At 30.4% G+C, this 17,611-nt stretch carries 14 protein-coding genes; 10 read left to right on the top strand and 4 right to left on the bottom strand.

Annotation, left to right across the window (positions count from 1 at the left end; translation table 11 throughout):
- The first annotated feature begins 198 nt into the window (after positions 1 to 198).
- Together ASC41_RS12490 and ASC41_RS12485 are read left to right on the top strand one after the other, a co-directional pair.
- A complete protein-coding gene (locus tag ASC41_RS12490) occupies positions 199 to 786 on the top strand; it encodes a hypothetical protein (RefSeq protein WP_055436976.1) in 588 nt (195 codons plus the stop codon).
- 115 nt (positions 787 to 901) lie between these two features.
- A complete protein-coding gene (locus ASC41_RS12485) occupies positions 902 to 1,264 on the top strand; it encodes a VF530 family DNA-binding protein (RefSeq protein WP_083477207.1) in 363 nt (120 codons plus the stop codon).
- Positions 1,265 to 1,279: 15 nt separating this feature from the next.
- Here the strand turns inward: ASC41_RS12485 and ASC41_RS12480 are convergent, their stop codons facing one another.
- Positions 1,280 to 1,909 carry a LysE family translocator gene (locus ASC41_RS12480; RefSeq protein ID WP_241489668.1) on the bottom strand — a complete coding sequence of 210 codons (630 nt, stop codon included), beginning with the start codon at positions 1,907 to 1,909 and terminating at the stop codon, positions 1,280 to 1,282.
- Between the two features lie 103 nt (positions 1,910 to 2,012).
- Here ASC41_RS12480 and ASC41_RS12475 point away from each other — a divergent pair, with 103 nt between their 5' ends.
- The 3 genes from ASC41_RS12475 (at position 2,013) to ASC41_RS12465 (ending at position 6,991) form a co-directional block, all read left to right on the top strand.
- On the top strand, positions 2,013 to 2,894 hold the full coding sequence (locus ASC41_RS12475; RefSeq protein WP_055436975.1) for a LysR family transcriptional regulator: 882 nt from the start codon (positions 2,013 to 2,015) through the stop codon (positions 2,892 to 2,894).
- 262 nt (positions 2,895 to 3,156) lie between these two features.
- On the top strand, positions 3,157 to 5,190 hold the full coding sequence (locus tag ASC41_RS12470; RefSeq protein ID WP_083477206.1) for an ATP-dependent nuclease: 2,034 nt from the start codon (positions 3,157 to 3,159) through the stop codon (positions 5,188 to 5,190).
- A 1-nt stretch (position 5,191) separates the two neighbouring features.
- Entirely contained in the window at positions 5,192 to 6,991 is a 1,800-nt protein-coding gene (locus tag ASC41_RS12465; protein ID WP_055436973.1) for a UvrD-helicase domain-containing protein, read from the top strand.
- A 207-nt stretch (positions 6,992 to 7,198) separates the two neighbouring features.
- On the opposite strand, the gene ASC41_RS12460 is transcribed toward ASC41_RS12465, so the two are convergent.
- From ASC41_RS12460 to ASC41_RS12450, 3 genes are all read right to left on the bottom strand, one after another.
- Positions 7,199 to 7,669 (bottom strand): ankyrin repeat domain-containing protein, encoded by a 471-nt coding sequence (locus ASC41_RS12460; protein WP_055437081.1) that lies wholly within the window; start codon positions 7,667 to 7,669, stop codon positions 7,199 to 7,201.
- 117 nt (positions 7,670 to 7,786) lie between these two features.
- Positions 7,787 to 9,961 carry a catalase/peroxidase HPI gene (gene katG, locus ASC41_RS12455; RefSeq protein ID WP_055436972.1) on the bottom strand — a complete coding sequence of 725 codons (2,175 nt, stop codon included), beginning with the start codon at positions 9,959 to 9,961 and terminating at the stop codon, positions 7,787 to 7,789.
- A 229-nt stretch (positions 9,962 to 10,190) separates the two neighbouring features.
- Positions 10,191 to 10,787 carry a fasciclin domain-containing protein gene (locus ASC41_RS12450; protein ID WP_083477205.1) on the bottom strand — a complete coding sequence of 199 codons (597 nt, stop codon included), beginning with the start codon at positions 10,785 to 10,787 and terminating at the stop codon, positions 10,191 to 10,193.
- A gap of 222 nt (positions 10,788 to 11,009) precedes the next feature.
- On the opposite strand from ASC41_RS12450, the gene tpx reads away from it, so the two are divergent.
- The 5 genes from tpx (at position 11,010) to ASC41_RS17190 (ending at position 17,592) form a co-directional block, all read left to right on the top strand.
- Positions 11,010 to 11,516 carry a thiol peroxidase gene (tpx, locus tag ASC41_RS12445; protein WP_055436971.1) on the top strand — a complete coding sequence of 169 codons (507 nt, stop codon included), beginning with the start codon at positions 11,010 to 11,012 and terminating at the stop codon, positions 11,514 to 11,516.
- The gene (locus tag ASC41_RS12440) at positions 11,509 to 11,877 is read left to right on the top strand and encodes a diacylglycerol kinase (protein ID WP_055436970.1); all 369 of its coding nucleotides are present in this window, start codon (positions 11,509 to 11,511) and stop codon (positions 11,875 to 11,877) included. The genes tpx and ASC41_RS12440 overlap by 8 nt, the downstream gene beginning before the upstream one ends.
- A 96-nt stretch (positions 11,878 to 11,973) precedes the next feature.
- Positions 11,974 to 14,421: an FtsK/SpoIIIE family DNA translocase gene (locus tag ASC41_RS12435; protein ID WP_055436969.1), complete on the top strand. Its 2,448-nt coding sequence runs from the start codon at positions 11,974 to 11,976 to the stop codon at positions 14,419 to 14,421.
- Between the two features lie 18 nt (positions 14,422 to 14,439).
- The gene (gene lolA1, locus ASC41_RS12430; RefSeq protein ID WP_055436968.1) at positions 14,440 to 15,081 is read left to right on the top strand and encodes an outer membrane lipoprotein periplasmic chaperone LolA1; all 642 of its coding nucleotides are present in this window, start codon (positions 14,440 to 14,442) and stop codon (positions 15,079 to 15,081) included.
- A gap of 9 nt (positions 15,082 to 15,090) precedes the next feature.
- Positions 15,091 to 17,592 carry an LptF/LptG family permease gene (locus ASC41_RS17190; RefSeq protein WP_083477204.1) on the top strand — a complete coding sequence of 834 codons (2,502 nt, stop codon included), beginning with the start codon at positions 15,091 to 15,093 and terminating at the stop codon, positions 17,590 to 17,592.
- Positions 17,593 to 17,611 lie beyond the last annotated feature (19 nt).

Here is a 17,611-nt window from a genome sequence, read left to right as displayed (position 1 = left end):
CATAATGCTATTCAGATTTTCAATTGGCTTTATTTTTGATAACTTTATAAGCTTAATAACTCTACAAATTGTACATAGTATTATTAACAAAAATGGAGTTTAAAAGTTTTTGTGATCACTATTTAAAAACAGATTCAATAATTGAAAAATAGTGTAACCAAAAGACTATACCACTAGAAGAAAAACTTATTTAAAGAAATGAAAAAAATATTCCTATCAATTATATTAATTACAGCGTGTTTAAATTCAAGTTTTTCACAAGAATTACAAGACGGACAAAAAAGATGGAGTTCAAGTTCTAAATTAACAATAGACGATTTTAAAATTAAAATAGGTACCGAAGGCAATGATGCTGTTTATAGTCAATTTATAGTCACCCACTCTATTGGTGGTTTCGATTTTATGAAACGTAATCTGAATCAGAAAATTGAAAATCTATTTTTAGGTAATGCCTCTTGGATAGATACTACAAAGGTTAAGAGTATTGAAAAGCAAATTCACTTTCAGCAAATGCAATTTGATCTTACCGAAATTAGTACTAGAAAATTCAGAAAAAGAATATTAAAAAATAAACGCCAAATTTCTAAAGGTGTTGATATTGTGAATAAAATTAACAACGAAATAATATCAGAATTATCTGAAACTAGATTAGAATTAATGAGAACAACCCAAAGTGGTCGAAATGAAAAAAAGGTTACAGAATGGAAAGAAAAGATTAAATCTGAATTATTAGAATTAGACGAATTTAGATTCGAGAACAAAAAGAAAATAAAACAAAGCAAGTAGCAGCTAACCTAGTTTAAATTTACCGCGTGATAATATAACGGCTAAATAGAAACTAGAAAAACAGACCACCCTATAAACACACAAAATAAAAGCGACAACAAACCATAAACCAATAATGGACACCGAAAAAAAGAACGAATTGGATAATAAACACGCACAACCTCATGCTCTTCCAGAAACAGAGTTGCAGCCAACAGCTAATGAAAGCCAACCAACAAAACGCATAAGAAGGCAAGCCACACAAGAACAATTAGACAACCCATTTCATGGTGTAAAACTTAAACAAGTCTTAGAGCGTTTAGTAACACATTATGGCTGGGAGTATTTGGGAGAGCGCACCAATCTTCGTTGTTTTATCTTCAACCCAACTATGAAATCGAGTCTCGGTTTTTTAAGGCGCACTGCTTGGGCGCGAGAACATGTTGAGGACCTTTATTTAGAAATGGTAGAAAATAAAAGAGAAACCAATACTCACTAAAAAAGTAAACCACTTCTATCCAAAAGCAATTTGCAATCCCATTAGTACAAACACAAAACCACTAATTTTATTAAGCCATTTTCCCGAATTAGGAGCGCTTTTTATTTTATTAGAAAACGTACTTGCAAATAACGTTAATAACACATACCAAACCACACCTATTGTTGCAAACGTAAGTCCTAATAAAACAAAAGGAATAGGATCTTCTAATTTTGAAGGTGTAATAAACTGCGGAAAAAATGCTAAAAAGAATAATGCAACTTTAGGATTTAATGAGTTAGTAAAAAAACCAGCCCAAAAGTCATTTTTAGTATTATTTTTAACCGTTTCCGTGTTGTTTTCTATAGCAAATACCGATGTATCTCTATATTTCTTCACGCCTATATATACTAAATAAACTGCGCCAACATATTTAATAACCATAAAGGCTATTGCAGATTTTGCAATTAAAACCGATAAACCCAAAGCCGACAAACACGTATGTGTTAACACACCTGTATTAATACCCATTGCTGAAACTATTCCAGATTTACGTCCTTGACTAATCGATTTATTTAAAACAAAAACAGTATCCATTCCTGGTATCATTACAAAAAAAGCTGCGGTAACCAAAAAGGTTATAAAATTTTCAACACCTAACATCATTTTAAAATTTAGAATTATTAATAAACTTTACACAAAGAAAATAGGATGCTACTTATTAAAAAATACATATTTTTGATTCAGTAATGCAAAAAACGCATTTGTTATGACCACACAGCAAATAAAATATTTTTTGGTTTTAGCCGAAGAACTCCACTTTTGGAACACTGCCGAAAAAGTGTACATCTCGCAATCCTCTTTAACCAGACAAATACAAGCACTGGAAGACGAGTTGGGTTTTTTACTTTTCGAAAGAAATAAAAGAAACGTAAAACTGACTGATGCTGGTAAATTCCTGCAACAACATTGGAGCAAAACCATGAACGAGTTGGACCATATTTACCAACAAGCCAAAAAAATTAATCAAGGCGATGCTGGTGTGGTTTCTATATCCTATCCTGGTTCCATCACCTTTAGTTTGCTGCCTAATTTTCTAGACCTTATTACAACCAATTTACCAGATCTTAAATTAGAACTAGCCGAACTTACCGACGAAAACCACGAAAAACTACTCCTTAATTACCAAACAGATATTGCCTTTAGTCGCGACTCTATTTCACATATTAACATACAATCGCTTAAATTATTTACAGAACCTATTTGCATTGCAGTACCCAAAAACCATTGGTTAAATGCCGATACCGTTAACAATATAGACAAACTACAACACGAAAATTTTATACTTTCGGGTTTACACCAAACCACCTATTTTTCGTCTTTACTACGTAACTTGTTTAATCAGTATGGTTTTGAACCTAAAATTAGTATCGAATCCGATTTTGGTGGCATGATTTTAAATCTCGTGTCTAAAGGACTTGGTATTTCTATTTTACCGCATTCTTTTAAATACTCCAAATTTAATAATGTGCGTTTTATAGATTTAGAACAACAAATCGATTTGTATATCCATTGGCGGAAAAACGAAGGCAATAAAACCATTACTAAAGTTGTAGACTGTGCTAAGTTATTGGATACAACGGAGTATTAAATATAGAGATTTTTAATACAAACAGATTAAGAGGTTGCTAAATTAGTTAACGAAGTTAGCACTCGTTTTTTTGTAGAATTTTAGAAAATTGAATTTGAAAACTAGTTAGCTGAAATCCGGTATTTTTTTGTTTAGACTCATGGTTGATTTTCATTCGGTTTTTGGTAACTTCGTTTTAGCTATTAATTAATCTATTAGAAACATTTTTTGATACTAAAGAAATTAAGTTTCAAAAAAAAGTCCTTATCAAATGAGAATTTAAATGAAAATCAATAAAATACAAGTCCAAAACTTTCGTCTTTTGGATGATATAAATTGCAGTCTTGAAAACGACATCACGCTAATTGTAGGAAAGAATAATACCGGAAAAACCTCTTTTTTTGAAGCAATCAAATTGGCTACTTCTACTGATGGTAAATTTATTTTTGAGGACTTTTCCCAAAGTACTTATGCTACTTTCAAAGCTGTTCACAGCAAATACTTAGAATCTAAGAAACACGGAATTACAGAAGAATACAAAAAAACACTTGAAAAACAACTAATAGTTGATATTCCAAAAATTAAAATCAGTTTTGAAATTGAATACAATAAAGAAAATAATGAATCATTAGTTGAACTTAGTGAATTTATAACCGATTTGGAGGACGCTAGAAACGATGCTGTAATTTCTATTTCTTTTGAACCAAAAAACACTTTAAAAGTATTTCAATCATTTGAAAACAGAGAAGATAAAGCAATAAAGTTAATAGAATATCTTCATAAAAATATAACCTTATTATACCAAACAGTTTGTTATGCAATTGATAAAGAATCTGACTATACAAGAATAATAGAGGATAGTTTTAAAACTAAAATTCAAAAAGTAGTACTTTTTGAAAGTATTGAAGCAATGCGAATTTTGGATGACACAAAAGGTGATTCTAACAATGCTTTATCTCTTGGGTTTTCTAACTATTATAACCAAAGAGATAAAAATAATAAAGATGTAATTGATCTAGAAAATGCACTTACTTCCGTATCAAAAGATTTAAAAATTAAATACAATAAAGTACTTGAGGGTATTCAATCAAAGCTTAAACAATTTGGGGCACATACTGAAATTAAAATACCTGAAATTGAAATAGATTCAAAATTTGACTCTGAAAAAGTTTTAAAAAATAATATTCAGTACTTATATAAACAAAATGAGGTTAACTTACCCGAAAGCTATAATGGATTAGGTTATAGCAATCTTATCTATATGATTCTTGAATTAGCAAGTTTCATTGAAAAATTTAAAAACTCCAAAGAAGAAAAACTGTCAAATTTTCTTGTGGTATTAATAGAAGAGCCTGAAGCGCATATGCATCCACAAATGCAACAAGTGTTTATAAGTCAAGTTTTAGAAGTTGTTAAAGAGGCAAAAAAAGATACAGCTTTACAAATACAAGTTATAATTACAACTCATTCATCACATATTCTTTCAGAATCTGGAATTGAAACTGAAAAAGGGTTCAATAGAATTAGATATTTCAATAGATTTCCAACGGATTCAGGAGGATACAAAATAACAAATCAAGATTTTAATAATTTAAAAATTAAAGATTATAAACGAACTTTTAGATTTTTAAGACAATATTTAACGCTTCATAAATCTGATTTGTTTTTTGCTGATAAAGTTATTTTAGTTGAAGGAACAACTGAACGCATGCTTTTACCTCAAATGATACAGAAATCAGCAAAATCATTATGTAATGAATATGTTTCTATTTTAGAAGTTGGTGGAGCATATGCCCATTCTTTCAGGGAAATATTAGAGTTTATTAATGTAAGAACATTGATAATTACAGATATTGATTCAAGTGACGAAAATGGAGCTTGTCAAGTTAGTCCTATTGATGATAATAAATTTACTACTAATGAAACATTAAAAAAATGGTTGCCAAATAAAACAACTATTAAAGATCTTACGAATTGTACAAATGATGAAAAAACACAAGAAAATATTCGTGTAGCATATCAAACAAATGAAAATAGTTTTATTGGAAGAAGCTTTGAAGAATCATTTATTAATACTAATAAAACACTTTTACTATCTGAATTTACAAAAGATGATAAATCTAAAATTGTTGTAAAAAATCGTTTTTCTTTTTTAAAATCACATTCTTTAATGGATAAAATCCCTACTCCATCAAGCTCTAAAGTAAAAACAAATTTCACATTCGATATTATGTCATTTAATGAAGAAAAATATGGAGAATGGAAAGTTCCAGAATACATAAAAGAAGGTTTAATATGGTTATCTAAAAACGATTAGAATGACAGCTATTGAACAAATTAGAAAACATATAGAAGAAAATAAAAGTTATGTACTTGAAGCTGGCGCTGGTTCAGGAAAAACATATACTTTAATTCAGACGATAAATTACGTTTTAGAAACAAAAGGAGAAAGTATAAAATTAAATAATCAAAAAATTGTTTGTATCACTTATACTAATGTTGCAAAAAATGAAATTATTGAAAGGCTTGAAAATAATCCGTTAGTTATTGTTTCTACCATTCATGAATTTTTATGGGATTGTATCAAAAGATTCAACAAGCAACTAATAATTGAATTAGATGCATTAAATGAGTTTATGCTTTTAAATAGCAAAAAACCTGAAAATTATAAAACTAGATTAAAAGATAGAATTAAAGAAGTTACTTACGATGATAGTGGTTATAGAGATTTTGAACAAGGAAGTTTACATCATGATGATGTAATTACACTGTCTTTACAAATGTTTAAAAACTATACTGCATTAACTCATATTTTAGGTCAAAAATATCCCTATTTATTTATAGATGAATATCAAGATACAGCAATTGAAACTGTTGATGCTATTATTAATCATTTACTCGAAAGAAATAAAACAAAACTATTAGTTGGTTTTTACGGAGATTCTTATCAAAAAATCTATGATGAAGGAATTGGTTCACTACAATCCTATATCGATTCTAACAAACTTAAACTTGTAACAAAGGACGATAATTATCGTTCTTCCGAAAGTGTTGTTAAACTATTAAATAATATTCGAGATAATATAACTCAAACAATACCTGAAAGTAAAGAAAGTACTAGAGGAAGTGTTCAATTTATTAATTGTACAAATACTCCAAAGCAGCCAAAAGAAAAAGTAGCAGATTATAAAGAAAGAATTGCACCTAAAAAAGATTCTGACTATGAGAGCATAATTTCAAGTTTAGAAACAAAAGGTTGGGATTTTTCAGAATCAGGCAATGACAAAATATTAATAATCGCAAACAGTAAAGTAGCTGAAAGAGCTGGCTTCTTAAATCTTTATAAACTTTTCGTAAAAAGGTACACTCAAAGTGCAAAAGAAGCATTATTAAAGAGAGAAAATGTTTTTTCTTCATACTTTATGGGCTCTATAGACAAAAAGACTTCTAAAGAACGTGAGACTGGAATAGAACATTTAGTTTCTTTTTGGGAAGAGGGAAATTACAACAGAGTTATAAAATATTTAAAACAACAAGGTGTTTTTAGCTCATTAACTAAACATTCTGATAAAAAAGAAATAGAAAGTAAATTACAAGCATTGACTACTATAAGGATGACTGGAGCAGTTCAAGATGTTTTTAATTTTTGTCAAGAAAATAAGTTATCGCTTGCTTCTAGAAAATTACAAAAATTCATAGAACAATTAAGTGTAGATATTACAAGTATTACAGATGAAGATGAAAACAAAAGAGCAACTAAAAATAAAGAATTTTATGAATCCTTAATGCTTATAAATTATAGTGAAGTAATCTCTGTATTTAAACACATCCAAGAACAAACTTCATATTCAACTAAACACGGAACAAAAGGAGAAGAATATAGAAATGTCTTAGTGGTAATTGATGATACAAGTTGGCCAGCACAATATAATTTTGAAAAATTCTTTGATGTTACAGATCATTTAGAACAAAGAAAATTACGAACTAAAAACCTATTTTATGTCTCTTGTTCTAGGGCTAAAGAAAATTTAGTTGTTTTAGCTCTTTCTCAAATGGGAGATTCAGCAATGGTTAAAATAACCGAATGGTTTGGAAATGAAAATATACAAACACTCTAATGTTACTAAAAAACTTAAATACCATAAAAAGCTTTCACTTTGTTAAGCATATTAATTCCCAAACTCCAACAAACATCTAAAGTAAGCCCTTTCTTAAATAAATTACTATAGTTAGTTATAAAACACAACCCAAATAAAAAACTCTAACAGTTTTACAAAACCATAACTTTTTAAAGCAATAATAACAAAAAGTAAGCAAATACTTCTTTATCCCAAAAGCGCAAAAATAGCACTAAAACCTTTTGCTTCAGCATATTCTACAGCTGTTTTGTTATCATTATCTTTAATGGTAGCATCTGCTTTTTGTTCTAATAACAATTTTACAATATCTACTTTATTGTATTGTGTTGCAAAGGTTAATGCTGTGGTTCCGTTGTTATTTGTTGCATTTAAATTAGCACCATTCTCAATTAAATACTTCGCAAAAGCCACGTTTCCTTTAAAACTAACACCAATTAAAGCGGTATTTCCAGAGGCATCTTGGGCATCAATTGGTGCTTGATGTTCTACTAATGTTTTAGTAGCAGCTTCATTATCAAAATAAGTAGCTAAAATTAATGGTGTAAATCCGCGTTCGTCTTTAGCTTCTGCTAATTTAGGATTTGCTGTAAGTAATGCTTTTAAAGTAGCAGTATCTTTATTTTTTATGCTTTCGAAAAGTGTGTTTATATTTTTCATTTCTTTTATTCTTTTGTGGTTTTTATTCAATTTACCAATGGTAAATGTTTATTTTTTTGCAATAAAAAAGGAATGGATTTTAAAAATCCACTCCTTTATATTATATGTTAGTACAAATTATTTTATATCAAAACGGTTAGCGTTCATCACTTTAGTCCAAGCAGCAACAAAATCTGTTACAAAACGCTCTTTACTATCATCTTGTGCATACATTTCTGAATACGCACGTAAAATAGAGTTAGAACCAAATACTAAATCTACACGTGTTGCAGTAAATTTAACATCTCCAGTTTTACGGTTTTTAATTTCGTAAATACCGTTATCTTGAGATTTCCATTCGTAAATCATATCGGTAAGGTTTACAAAGAAATCGTTAGTTAAAGCGCCTTCGTTTTCTGTAAACACACCATGTTTTGTTCCTCCAAAGTTAGTTCCCATAACACGCATACCTCCTACTAATACTGTCATTTCTGCAGCAGTTAATCCAAGTAATTGTGTTTTATCTAGTAACATCTCTTCAGGGCTAACTACATATTCTTTCTTTTGGTAATTTCTAAAACCATCTGCAAGTGGTTCCATAGACTCAAAAGATTCTACATCTGTCATAGCCTGCGTAGCATCACCTCTACCTGAAGTAAAAGGAACACTAATTTTCATACCAGCATTTTTAATAGCTTTTTCTACACCAACATTACCAGCTAATACAATAGTATCTGCAAGGCTAATTCCAAACTCAGTAGCAATTGGCTGTAAAACCGCTAATACTTTTTCTAATTGAGCAGGCTCGTTACCTTCCCATTTATTTTGAGGCGCTAGGTTAATACGTGCGCCATTTGCGCCACCTCTAAAATCTGATCCTCTATAAGTTCTTGCACTATCCCAAGCGGTAGATACTAATTCTGAAATACTTAAATCTGTACTAGCAATTTTATCTTTTACAGCATTTACATTATAATCGTTATTTCCTTTAGGAATTGGATCTTGCCAAATTAAATCTTCTTGTGGTACATCTGGTCCAAACCAACGGTCTTTTGGTCCCATATCACGATGCGTTAATTTAAACCAAGCACGTGCAAAAGCATCAGAAAACGCATCAAAATCGTCTTTAAATTTTAATGAAATTTCGTTATAAATAGGATCCATTTTCATGGCCATATCTGCATCTGTCATCATTGGATTTAATTTTGTTGTTAAATCCTCAACATCTACAGGTTTATCTTCATCTTTAATACTTACAGGTTCCCATTGTGTAGCGCCTGCAGGACTTTTACGTAATTCCCACTCATGGTTATATAACATTTCGAAAAAACCATTATCCCATTTAGTTGGATGCGTTGTCCAAGCACCTTCTATACCACTAGTAACCGTATATCTTCCTTTTCCTGATTTATTTGGATTAGACCAACCTAAACCTTGCTCTTCTACATCTGCACTTTCTGGATCCGGGCCTAAAATGCTTGCATCTCCATTTCCGTGTGCTTTACCAACAGTATGTCCGCCAGCAGTTAAAGCAACAGTTTCCTCATCATTCATCGCCATACGCTTGAATGTTTCTCTAACTTGTAATGCTGTTTTTAATGGATCTGATTTACCATTTACACCTTCTGGGTTTACATAAATTAATCCCATTTGTACGGCTGCTAATGGATTTTCCATAGTATCTGGTTTATCAACACTACCATAACGCTCGTCGCTTGGTGCTAACCATTCTTTTTCGGCTCCCCAATACACATCTTTTTCTGGATGCCAAATATCTGTACGACCAAATGCAAAACCATAGGTTTTTAATCCCATGTTTTCGTAAGCAATAGTTCCGGCAAGAATAATTAAATCTGCCCAACTTATTGTATTACCGTATTTTTTCTTAATCGGCCAAAGTAAACGTCTTGCTTTATCTAAACTCGCATTATCTGGCCAAGAATTTAAAGGTGCAAAACGTTGGTTTCCTGTACCACCGCCGCCACGTCCATCTGCTAATCTGTAAGATCCTGCAGCATGCCATGATAATCTAATCATTAATCCACCATAATGTCCCCAATCTGCAGGCCACCAATCTTGACTATCCGTCATAAAATCATTCACGTCCTTTTTTAAAGCGGCTACATCTAATTTTTTTAATTCTTCGTGATAATCGAAATCTGCACCTAAAGGATTTGTTTTAGAATCCTGCTGGTGTAAAATATCTAAGTTTAAGGTATTAGGCCACCAATCTGTCACAGATTTTTCGGTAGTTGTAACTGCTCCTTGCATAAAAGGGCATTTGCTTGCATCTCCATTAGTAGAATGATCCATATATTTTATTTGTTTTTTATTTGATGTTTTAATTTTTGATAAAATTACTCTATTGATAGGCTGAACAATTATAAATAAAATTGATTGTTTTTATTTTAACATCAATAATACTTATAGACTATATGAATATTGTGTCCTTAAATTTAAGCAAACCTTACTTATGAAACAAAAAAAGAGTCACTTCTATAAGAAGTAACTCTTTTAAATAAACTTAGTAAATACCTAATAATTAATACTTAGGCAATAAAACTGTATCAATTACATGAATAACACCGTTAGATTGATTAACATCTGCGATTGTTACTTTTGCAGAGTTTCCGTTTTCGTCTGTAATGTAAACCTCCTTATTTTTTAACCAAGCCGTAATGGTTCCACGACTTACTGTTTTAATTTCAGCTTTACCATTTCCTTTTTTAATCATTTTTAAAATAGCTTTAGCATTCCATTTCCCAGCAACAACGTGGTATGTTAATACTGTTTGTAATGTTTTCTTGTTTTCTGCCATTAATAAAGTGTTAACTGTACCTTCTGGTAATTTTGCAAAAGCGGCATTTGTTGGTGCAAATACAGTAAACGGACCTTCGCTAGATAATGTCTCTACTAAATCTGTCGCTTTTACCGCTGCTACTAAAGTGGTATGATCTTTAGAATTAACAGCATTTTCTATAATGTTTTTACTTGGGTACATTTCTGCTCCACAAACCATAACTGTTATTTCTTTCTTCATTTTGTCCTTCTTCATCATTTTCTCTTGAGAAAATCCGTTTATAGAAGTAATAACTGCAAGTGTAAATAAAGTCGCTTTTATAAATTTTGATGCTTTCATAAATTTCGTTTTTTAAATAATTATCATATTGTTAACTCCTCTATTAACGAGATTTCTCCAATGTCGGTTTTAAGAACTCCATAGCTTTAACAAACAATTAACTGAAGCCTATAAACTAACACAATGACCAACAAGCATTTCTAATTATTAAAAAAAATTAAAACAAGGACAGTTTTAGAACATATTATTCTTAATTTTATCTTTTAATTAAAATCTTATAAAATGGCTGAAATAACTTTAAAAGGAACACATATAGAAACTAGTGGAAACTTACCAAAAACAGGAGAAAAAACACCAAATTTTTCTTTAGCAGCAAACGATTTATCAATTAAAACACTTTCAGATTTTAAAGGCACAAAGCTTGTTTTAAATATTTTTCCAAGTATCGATACTGGTACATGTGCTACATCTGTAAGAACATTTAATAAAGAAGCTTCTAAAATAGAAAATACAAAAGTTTTATGTATTTCTAGAGATTTACCTTTTGCCCAAGCACGTTTTTGTGGTGCTGAAGGTATTGAGAATGTAATAATGTTGTCCGATTTTAAAACTGGACAATTTGGAAAAGACTACGGATTAGAATTTACAACAGGTCCACTAGAAGGATTACATTCACGTGCTGTTATTGTTTTAGACGAAAATGGTATTGTAAAATACACTGAACAAGTTCAAGAAATTGTAGACGAACCGAACTATAAAGCTTCATTGAGCGCCCTTTTAGATGAATAAAAAAAAGGACTCTTTTTTAGTAAATAGAATTAAAAGTGTAGGTTTCGCCTTTAAAGGAGCCTACCTTTTAATTACTACAGAAGCCAGTTTAAAAGTACAAACTACTATTGGTCTATTAATGACTATTTTAGGCTTTTATGTTGGTCTTACCGCAACAGAATGGTGTCTTCAAATTTTAGTTATTGCAATGGTAATGGCTATTGAAGGTGTAAATACGGCTATTGAAGAAATTGCAGATTTTATACACCCAGAACACCATCCAAAAATTGGTTTAATTAAAGATTTAGCTGCTGGAGCTGTTTTTATTATGGCTGTTGCCGCGGTTGCGGTTGGTTGTATTATTTATATTCCTAAGTTTTAAACACAATTACACAGTAGAAAAAGCGTTATTTATACCCAATAAACAACAATATATCTAATTGAATTTGTTTATTTTTACGCAATCTAAAAACCAACAATGGCGAAAGCAAAATCGAAATCCAAACCTAAAACAGCAAAGAAAAAATTAAGCTTTAAAAAACCTAATTTAATACTAACAAGTCAACAAAAATTAATTTTTGGTAGCCTTTTAGTGCTTTTAGGTGTTTTAATATTTATAGCATTTTTATCTTTTTTGTTTACTGGTAAGGCAGACCAAAGTGTACTTGGCGAGCTTCCTTCTAGAGTAGTCGAAACAAAAAACTGGGCAAGCCAAAGTGGCGCTTGGATTAGTGATTTATTTATTCAACGTGGATTTGGTGTTGCATCCTTTATTTTTTCAGGACTTATATTCTTATCTGGAATTTATATTCTTTTAGACCTTAAAAAAGAGAAACTTTTCCAACATTGGTTTTGGGGAACTTTAGTGGTAATTTGGATTTCTATTCTTTTAGGATTTACAGGACCACAAACAGGTATTTTAAGTGGTACTATTGGTTTTGAATTAAACAACTTTTTACAAGATTATATTGGTAAAATAGGTATTGTACTATTATTAATTTTTGGTTTTATCACCTATTTAGCAATTAGATTTGGTTTTACACCTGAACGTATTGGAGCCTTATTAAGGAGTGCTAAAAAAGATATTAAATCTGAATTTAACGAAGCGTCTAAAGACGTTATAGTACCTATAGATAATACTTTAACAGACGAAGCTGAAGCTTTTAAATCTGCTTTTCAAGTTAAAGAAGATATTCAGCCAACAATTTCTAATCATTCTAAAATTGAAACCAAAGAAGATGCTCCTGTTCAAGAATTAAAAGTAGAAACGCCAAAGGTTGAAAAACCAAGTGTTAGCACTTCTACAATGGAAATTGAAATTCCAGAAAATGAACCTGAAGTAGAAATTGAGGTAGAAAAAGTAATTGAAGAAAAATCTGAAACCGATAATCTTTCCGATAAATTAGTAGCCGATTTTGGACCATACGATCCTACTCTAGAATTAGGAAATTATCAATTTCCTCCTTTAGATTTATTAAAGAAATATGATAACGAAGGTGTTACCATAAATCAAGAAGAGTTAGAAGCGAATAAAAATAAAATTGTAGATACTTTAAATAACTATAAAATAGGTATTTCAAGTATTAAAGCAACTATTGGACCTACAGTTACTCTTTATGAAATTGTTCCAGAAGCTGGTGTTAGAATTTCTAAAATTAAAAATTTAGAAGATGATATTGCATTATCTCTAGCCGCATTAGGAATTAGAATTATTGCTCCTATTCCAGGAAAAGGAACTATTGGTATAGAAGTGCCAAATACAAATGCAACTATTGTTTCTATGCGCTCTGTAATTGCTTCTCAAAAATTTCAGAATTCAAAAATGCACTTACCTATTGCAATAGGTAAAACAATTAGTAATGAGACTTTAGTTATTGATTTAGCAAAAATGCCTCACCTTTTAATGGCTGGTGCAACAGGACAAGGTAAATCGGTTGGATTAAATGCCGTACTAACTTCGTTATTATACAAAAAGCATCCTGCGGAAGTTAAATTCGTTTTAGTAGATCCTAAAAAAGTAGAATTAACTTTATTTAATAAAATTGAAAGACATTACCTAGCTAAACTTCCAGATGAAGCTGAAGCTATAATTACTGATAATACTAAAGTTATTCACACACTTAATTCATTGTGTATTGAAATGGATAACCGTTACGAAATGCTTAAAAATGCATTATGTCGTAACATTGTTGAGTATAATGCAAAATTTAAAGCTCGTAAATTAAATCCTAACGATGGACACGCTTATTTACCATACATTGTTCTAGTTGTAGATGAGTTTGCCGATTTAATTATGACTGCCGGTAAAGAGGTAGAAACGCCAGTTGCACGTTTAGCACAACTTGCTCGTGCCATTGGTATTCACTTAATTATTGCAACACAAAGACCATCGGTTAACGTAATTACAGGTATTATTAAAGCCAATTTCCCAGCACGTATAGCATTTAGAGTTTCTAGTAAAATAGATTCACGTACTATTTTAGATGCCGGCGGCGCAGACCAACTTATTGGTCGTGGAGATATGCTATACACACAAGGAAACGATATGATAAGAGTGCAATGTGCTTTTGTTGATACTCCTGAAGTAGAAAAAATAGTAGATTTTATTGGTGCTCAAAAGGCTTATCCAGACGCTTATTTACTTCCAGAATATGTTGGCGAAGAAGGTGGCACGAGTCTTGATATAGATATAGACGATAGAGATAAACTGTTTAGAGATGCTGCCGAAATTATTGTAACAGCTCAACAAGGTTCTGCTTCGTTATTGCAACGTAAGTTAAAGTTAGGTTACAACCGAGCAGGACGTATTATAGATCAATTAGAAGCCGCTGGAATTGTTGGTGGTTTTGAAGGTAGTAAAGCTAGACAAGTATTAGTGCCAGATTTAGTTGCTCTCGATCAATTATTATCAAACGAAGGTCAATAAAAAAATTAAAATTTTAAGATGAAAAAAGTACTACTATTATTAGCTTTAATTATTTCAAGTGTCACATTTGCGCAGAATGATGCTAAAGCAAAAACATTATTAAACGAAGTCTCTACAAAAGTAAAAGGCTACAATAATATTGCTATAGATTTTAAATATGTTTTAGAAAACACTTCCGAAAACATCAAACAAGAAACACGTGGTGATGTTAACATGCAAGGTGATAAGTACAAATTAAACATACTTGGTATTACTAGAATATTTGATGGTAATAAATTATATACAATTAGCTCTGAAGATGAAGAGGTAACTGTTTCTTCAGATAATGGAGAAGATGAAGGCACTATTACACCTAGCAAGATGTTATCGTTTTACGAAGATGGTTTTACTTATAAAATGGATATCATTCAAAAAGTAAAAGGAAGAAACATTCAATATGTAAAATTATCTCCTATGGATTCTAATGCAAGCATAAAGTATATTCTTTTAGGCATAGATGCAGAGACAAAACACATCTATAATCTTATCGAGATTGGTAAAAATGGAACTAAAACAACACTTACTGTTAATTCTTTTAAAACAAATGAGCCTATCTCGAAAACCTTGTTTACTTTTGACGAAAGTAAGTACAACGATTACTTTATAAATAAACTAGACTAAGGACAATTAGTGAAAATACTAGATAGATACATATTAACTTCTTATCTAAAAACTTTTATCAGCGTGTTTGTAATACTCATGCTGATTTTTGTATTACAGGCTATTTGGCTTTATATTAAAGAACTAGCAGGTAAAGATTTAGACTTAATAACGGTTTTAAAATTTTTATTTTACATTACTCCTACCCTAATTCCTCTAATTTTACCGCTTACAATACTGCTAGCCTCGATAATGGTTTTTGGTAATTTTGCCGAAAATTATGAATTTGCTGCAATGAAATCTACTGGTATTTCATTACAACGCGCAATGGCTAGTTTAAGTGTCTTTATATTCTTTTTAAGTATTCTTACTTTCTTTTTTAGTAATAATATAATACCTAGAGCAGAATACGAAAGTTATAATTTACGAAAAAACATTGCAAAAGTAAAGCCTGCAATGGCTATAGCCGAAGGACAGTTTAACCAAATTGTAGACAACTTCAATATTAAAGTAGCTAAGAAAACTGGTGATCGCGGACAATTTTTAGAAAACGTTGTCATCCATAAAGGACAAGCAAAAAAGCCTGGAAACCACGTTACTATTATTGCAAAAACAGGAGAACTTGTTAGTGCCGAAGATTCTGAAACTTTAAAACTTATACTTTTTGATGGTTATTATTATGATGACACGCCTCCAAACAAACATAAAGAAAAAGTAAAAAAGCCTTTTGTAAAAAGTGAATTTCTAAAATATACTATCAATTTAGATTTATCCCAACTTGGTGGTGTAGATCTAGACGAAAAGAAAACCGATAATAAGTATTCGATGCTTGCCATTGGAGATTTAAAATACACTACAGATTCTCTTATTACAGAACGCAAAAACGAATTCGAAAAATTTGGAACAACCTTATATAATAGAACCAATATTGCAACAGTAAACTTATCTGTAGAAACAAAAAAAGATACTACTTACACTAATAACGTAATAGACCTTTTTAATCTAAAACAAAAAATACAGTTGCTAGATTATGCTATAAATGCTACAACTAGTACAAAGCAAATAGTTACTGCTAAAGAAGCCAATATAAAAGGAAGTACTATTTGGTTAAACAGACATATTATTGCTCTACACGAGAAATTTGCATTAGCAATTGCTTGTATTATTTTATTTTTTGTTGGTGCTCCTTTAGGTGCATTAATTAGAAAAGGTGGTTTGGGATTACCAATGGTTATGGCAATTGTTATATTTTTAAGCTATCACTTTATTGGAATTTTTGCAAAAAATAGTGCCAAAGACGGCTCGTTTAATCCTGTGTTAGCCTCCTGGTTCTCTACCCTTATTATGCTGCCTTTGAGTATATATTTAACTTCTAGAGCCACAAAAGACAGAGGTTTACTAGATACAGATGGTCTTTTAGAACCTCTTAAAAAATTCTTTAAAATTAAAACTAAAAAGACTGAGTTTAGCACTAAAGTCTTTAATGTAAATTCTGAAGATTATAAAGTTATCCAAAACCTAAATGACAGCAAACTTATTGCTATTGTAAAAGACTACAGAAGTTTCGATTATACTGTAGAGCATAAAAATACTGCAATTTCTGTACTTACTTCTAGAGGTATTACAAGGCAAGAATTAAAAATGGCTGGGCATTTAAATAACGACTTTCTTGAAGAAGCGTCTACTTTAAAAAATGATTATGAAGAAGATTCTAAACTAGCATTTATTCTTTATTCTATAGGCTTAGTATTAATTCTTGGTGGTAGAATATTAATTAATAACAAATTAGCAATTATTGGTAATGCCATATTTGTAATAGGAATTGTTGCTTTTCTAATTTTTATATTCGCACTTTCAAAATCGTTCGCTAAGCATACTAACCTATACAAGCACTTAGGTAAAAACAATAGTATTAATGGCGTCCTATTTTCATTATTAGGTTTTCCTCTGTATTTCATTTTCTATTTTATTCAGAAAAAACAGATTAAAAAAGACTTAAACACCATTGAGTTTGGCATTAACAATAATGCTACCGAAGCAGTTGATGTTTCTAAAGCCGATAACACAATAATTAAAACTCCAATTAATCAAGAACAAAAAACGTTAATTAAAATTTCAATTGCGACTTTAATTTTTGCTTTGGTTTTAGTTGTGCTTTACTTTGTTTTTGCTAATAATAAATTACCAATATATGCTTCGGCTTCAATACAACTAAGTATTGTTTCTCTTACAGTGAGTATTTTTTACTTTATTAAGAATTTACAAATTAGAAAGGACACAATCAAGGTTAATCATAATAACAAAGCCATAGAACAGCATATAACGGAATCTAATACAGAATTAAAGGCAACTACAAGTAAAAGTCTAATAAAACTTTCTATAGGAGTTTTAATTTTAGCTATACTTCTAGTTATTCTTCATTTTGTATTTGTAAATAATAAATTACCTCTATATGCTTCTGCTGCATTGCAATTAAGCATTATATCATTTATAGTGTCTGGTTTTTACTTCATAAAAAGTAAATTATCATAACTATTAAGCTTTGATATCT

The organism is Lacinutrix algicola (assembly GCF_001418085.1).
Lineage (GTDB): Bacteria > Bacteroidota > Bacteroidia > Flavobacteriales > Flavobacteriaceae > Lacinutrix > Lacinutrix algicola.
Note: the sequence above shows the minus strand (reverse complement) of the source record. Positions and strands in the feature narration are given on the sequence as shown.

Bases quoted from the DNA above. Each gene is read 5' to 3' on its own strand.
- ASC41_RS12490 (WP_055436976.1), top strand. From the start codon at position 199: ATGAAAAAAATATTCCTATCAATTATATTAATTACAGCGTGTTTAAAT.
- ASC41_RS12485 (WP_083477207.1), top strand. From the start codon at position 902: ATGGACACCGAAAAAAAGAACGAATTGGATAATAAACACGCACAACCT.
- ASC41_RS12480 (WP_241489668.1), bottom strand. From the start codon at position 1,909: ATGATGTTAGGTGTTGAAAATTTTATAACCTTTTTGGTTACCGCAGCT.
- ASC41_RS12475 (WP_055436975.1), top strand. From the start codon at position 2,013: ATGACCACACAGCAAATAAAATATTTTTTGGTTTTAGCCGAAGAACTC.
- ASC41_RS12470 (WP_083477206.1), top strand. From the start codon at position 3,157: ATGAAAATCAATAAAATACAAGTCCAAAACTTTCGTCTTTTGGATGAT.
- ASC41_RS12465 (WP_055436973.1), top strand. From the start codon at position 5,192: ATGACAGCTATTGAACAAATTAGAAAACATATAGAAGAAAATAAAAGT.
- ASC41_RS12460 (WP_055437081.1), bottom strand. From the start codon at position 7,669: ATGAAAAATATAAACACACTTTTCGAAAGCATAAAAAATAAAGATACT.
- katG (WP_055436972.1), bottom strand. From the start codon at position 9,961: ATGGATCATTCTACTAATGGAGATGCAAGCAAATGCCCTTTTATGCAA.
- ASC41_RS12450 (WP_083477205.1), bottom strand. From the start codon at position 10,787: ATGAAAGCATCAAAATTTATAAAAGCGACTTTATTTACACTTGCAGTT.
- tpx (WP_055436971.1), top strand. From the start codon at position 11,010: ATGGCTGAAATAACTTTAAAAGGAACACATATAGAAACTAGTGGAAAC.
- ASC41_RS12440 (WP_055436970.1), top strand. From the start codon at position 11,509: ATGAATAAAAAAAAGGACTCTTTTTTAGTAAATAGAATTAAAAGTGTA.
- ASC41_RS12435 (WP_055436969.1), top strand. From the start codon at position 11,974: ATGGCGAAAGCAAAATCGAAATCCAAACCTAAAACAGCAAAGAAAAAA.
- lolA1 (WP_055436968.1), top strand. From the start codon at position 14,440: ATGAAAAAAGTACTACTATTATTAGCTTTAATTATTTCAAGTGTCACA.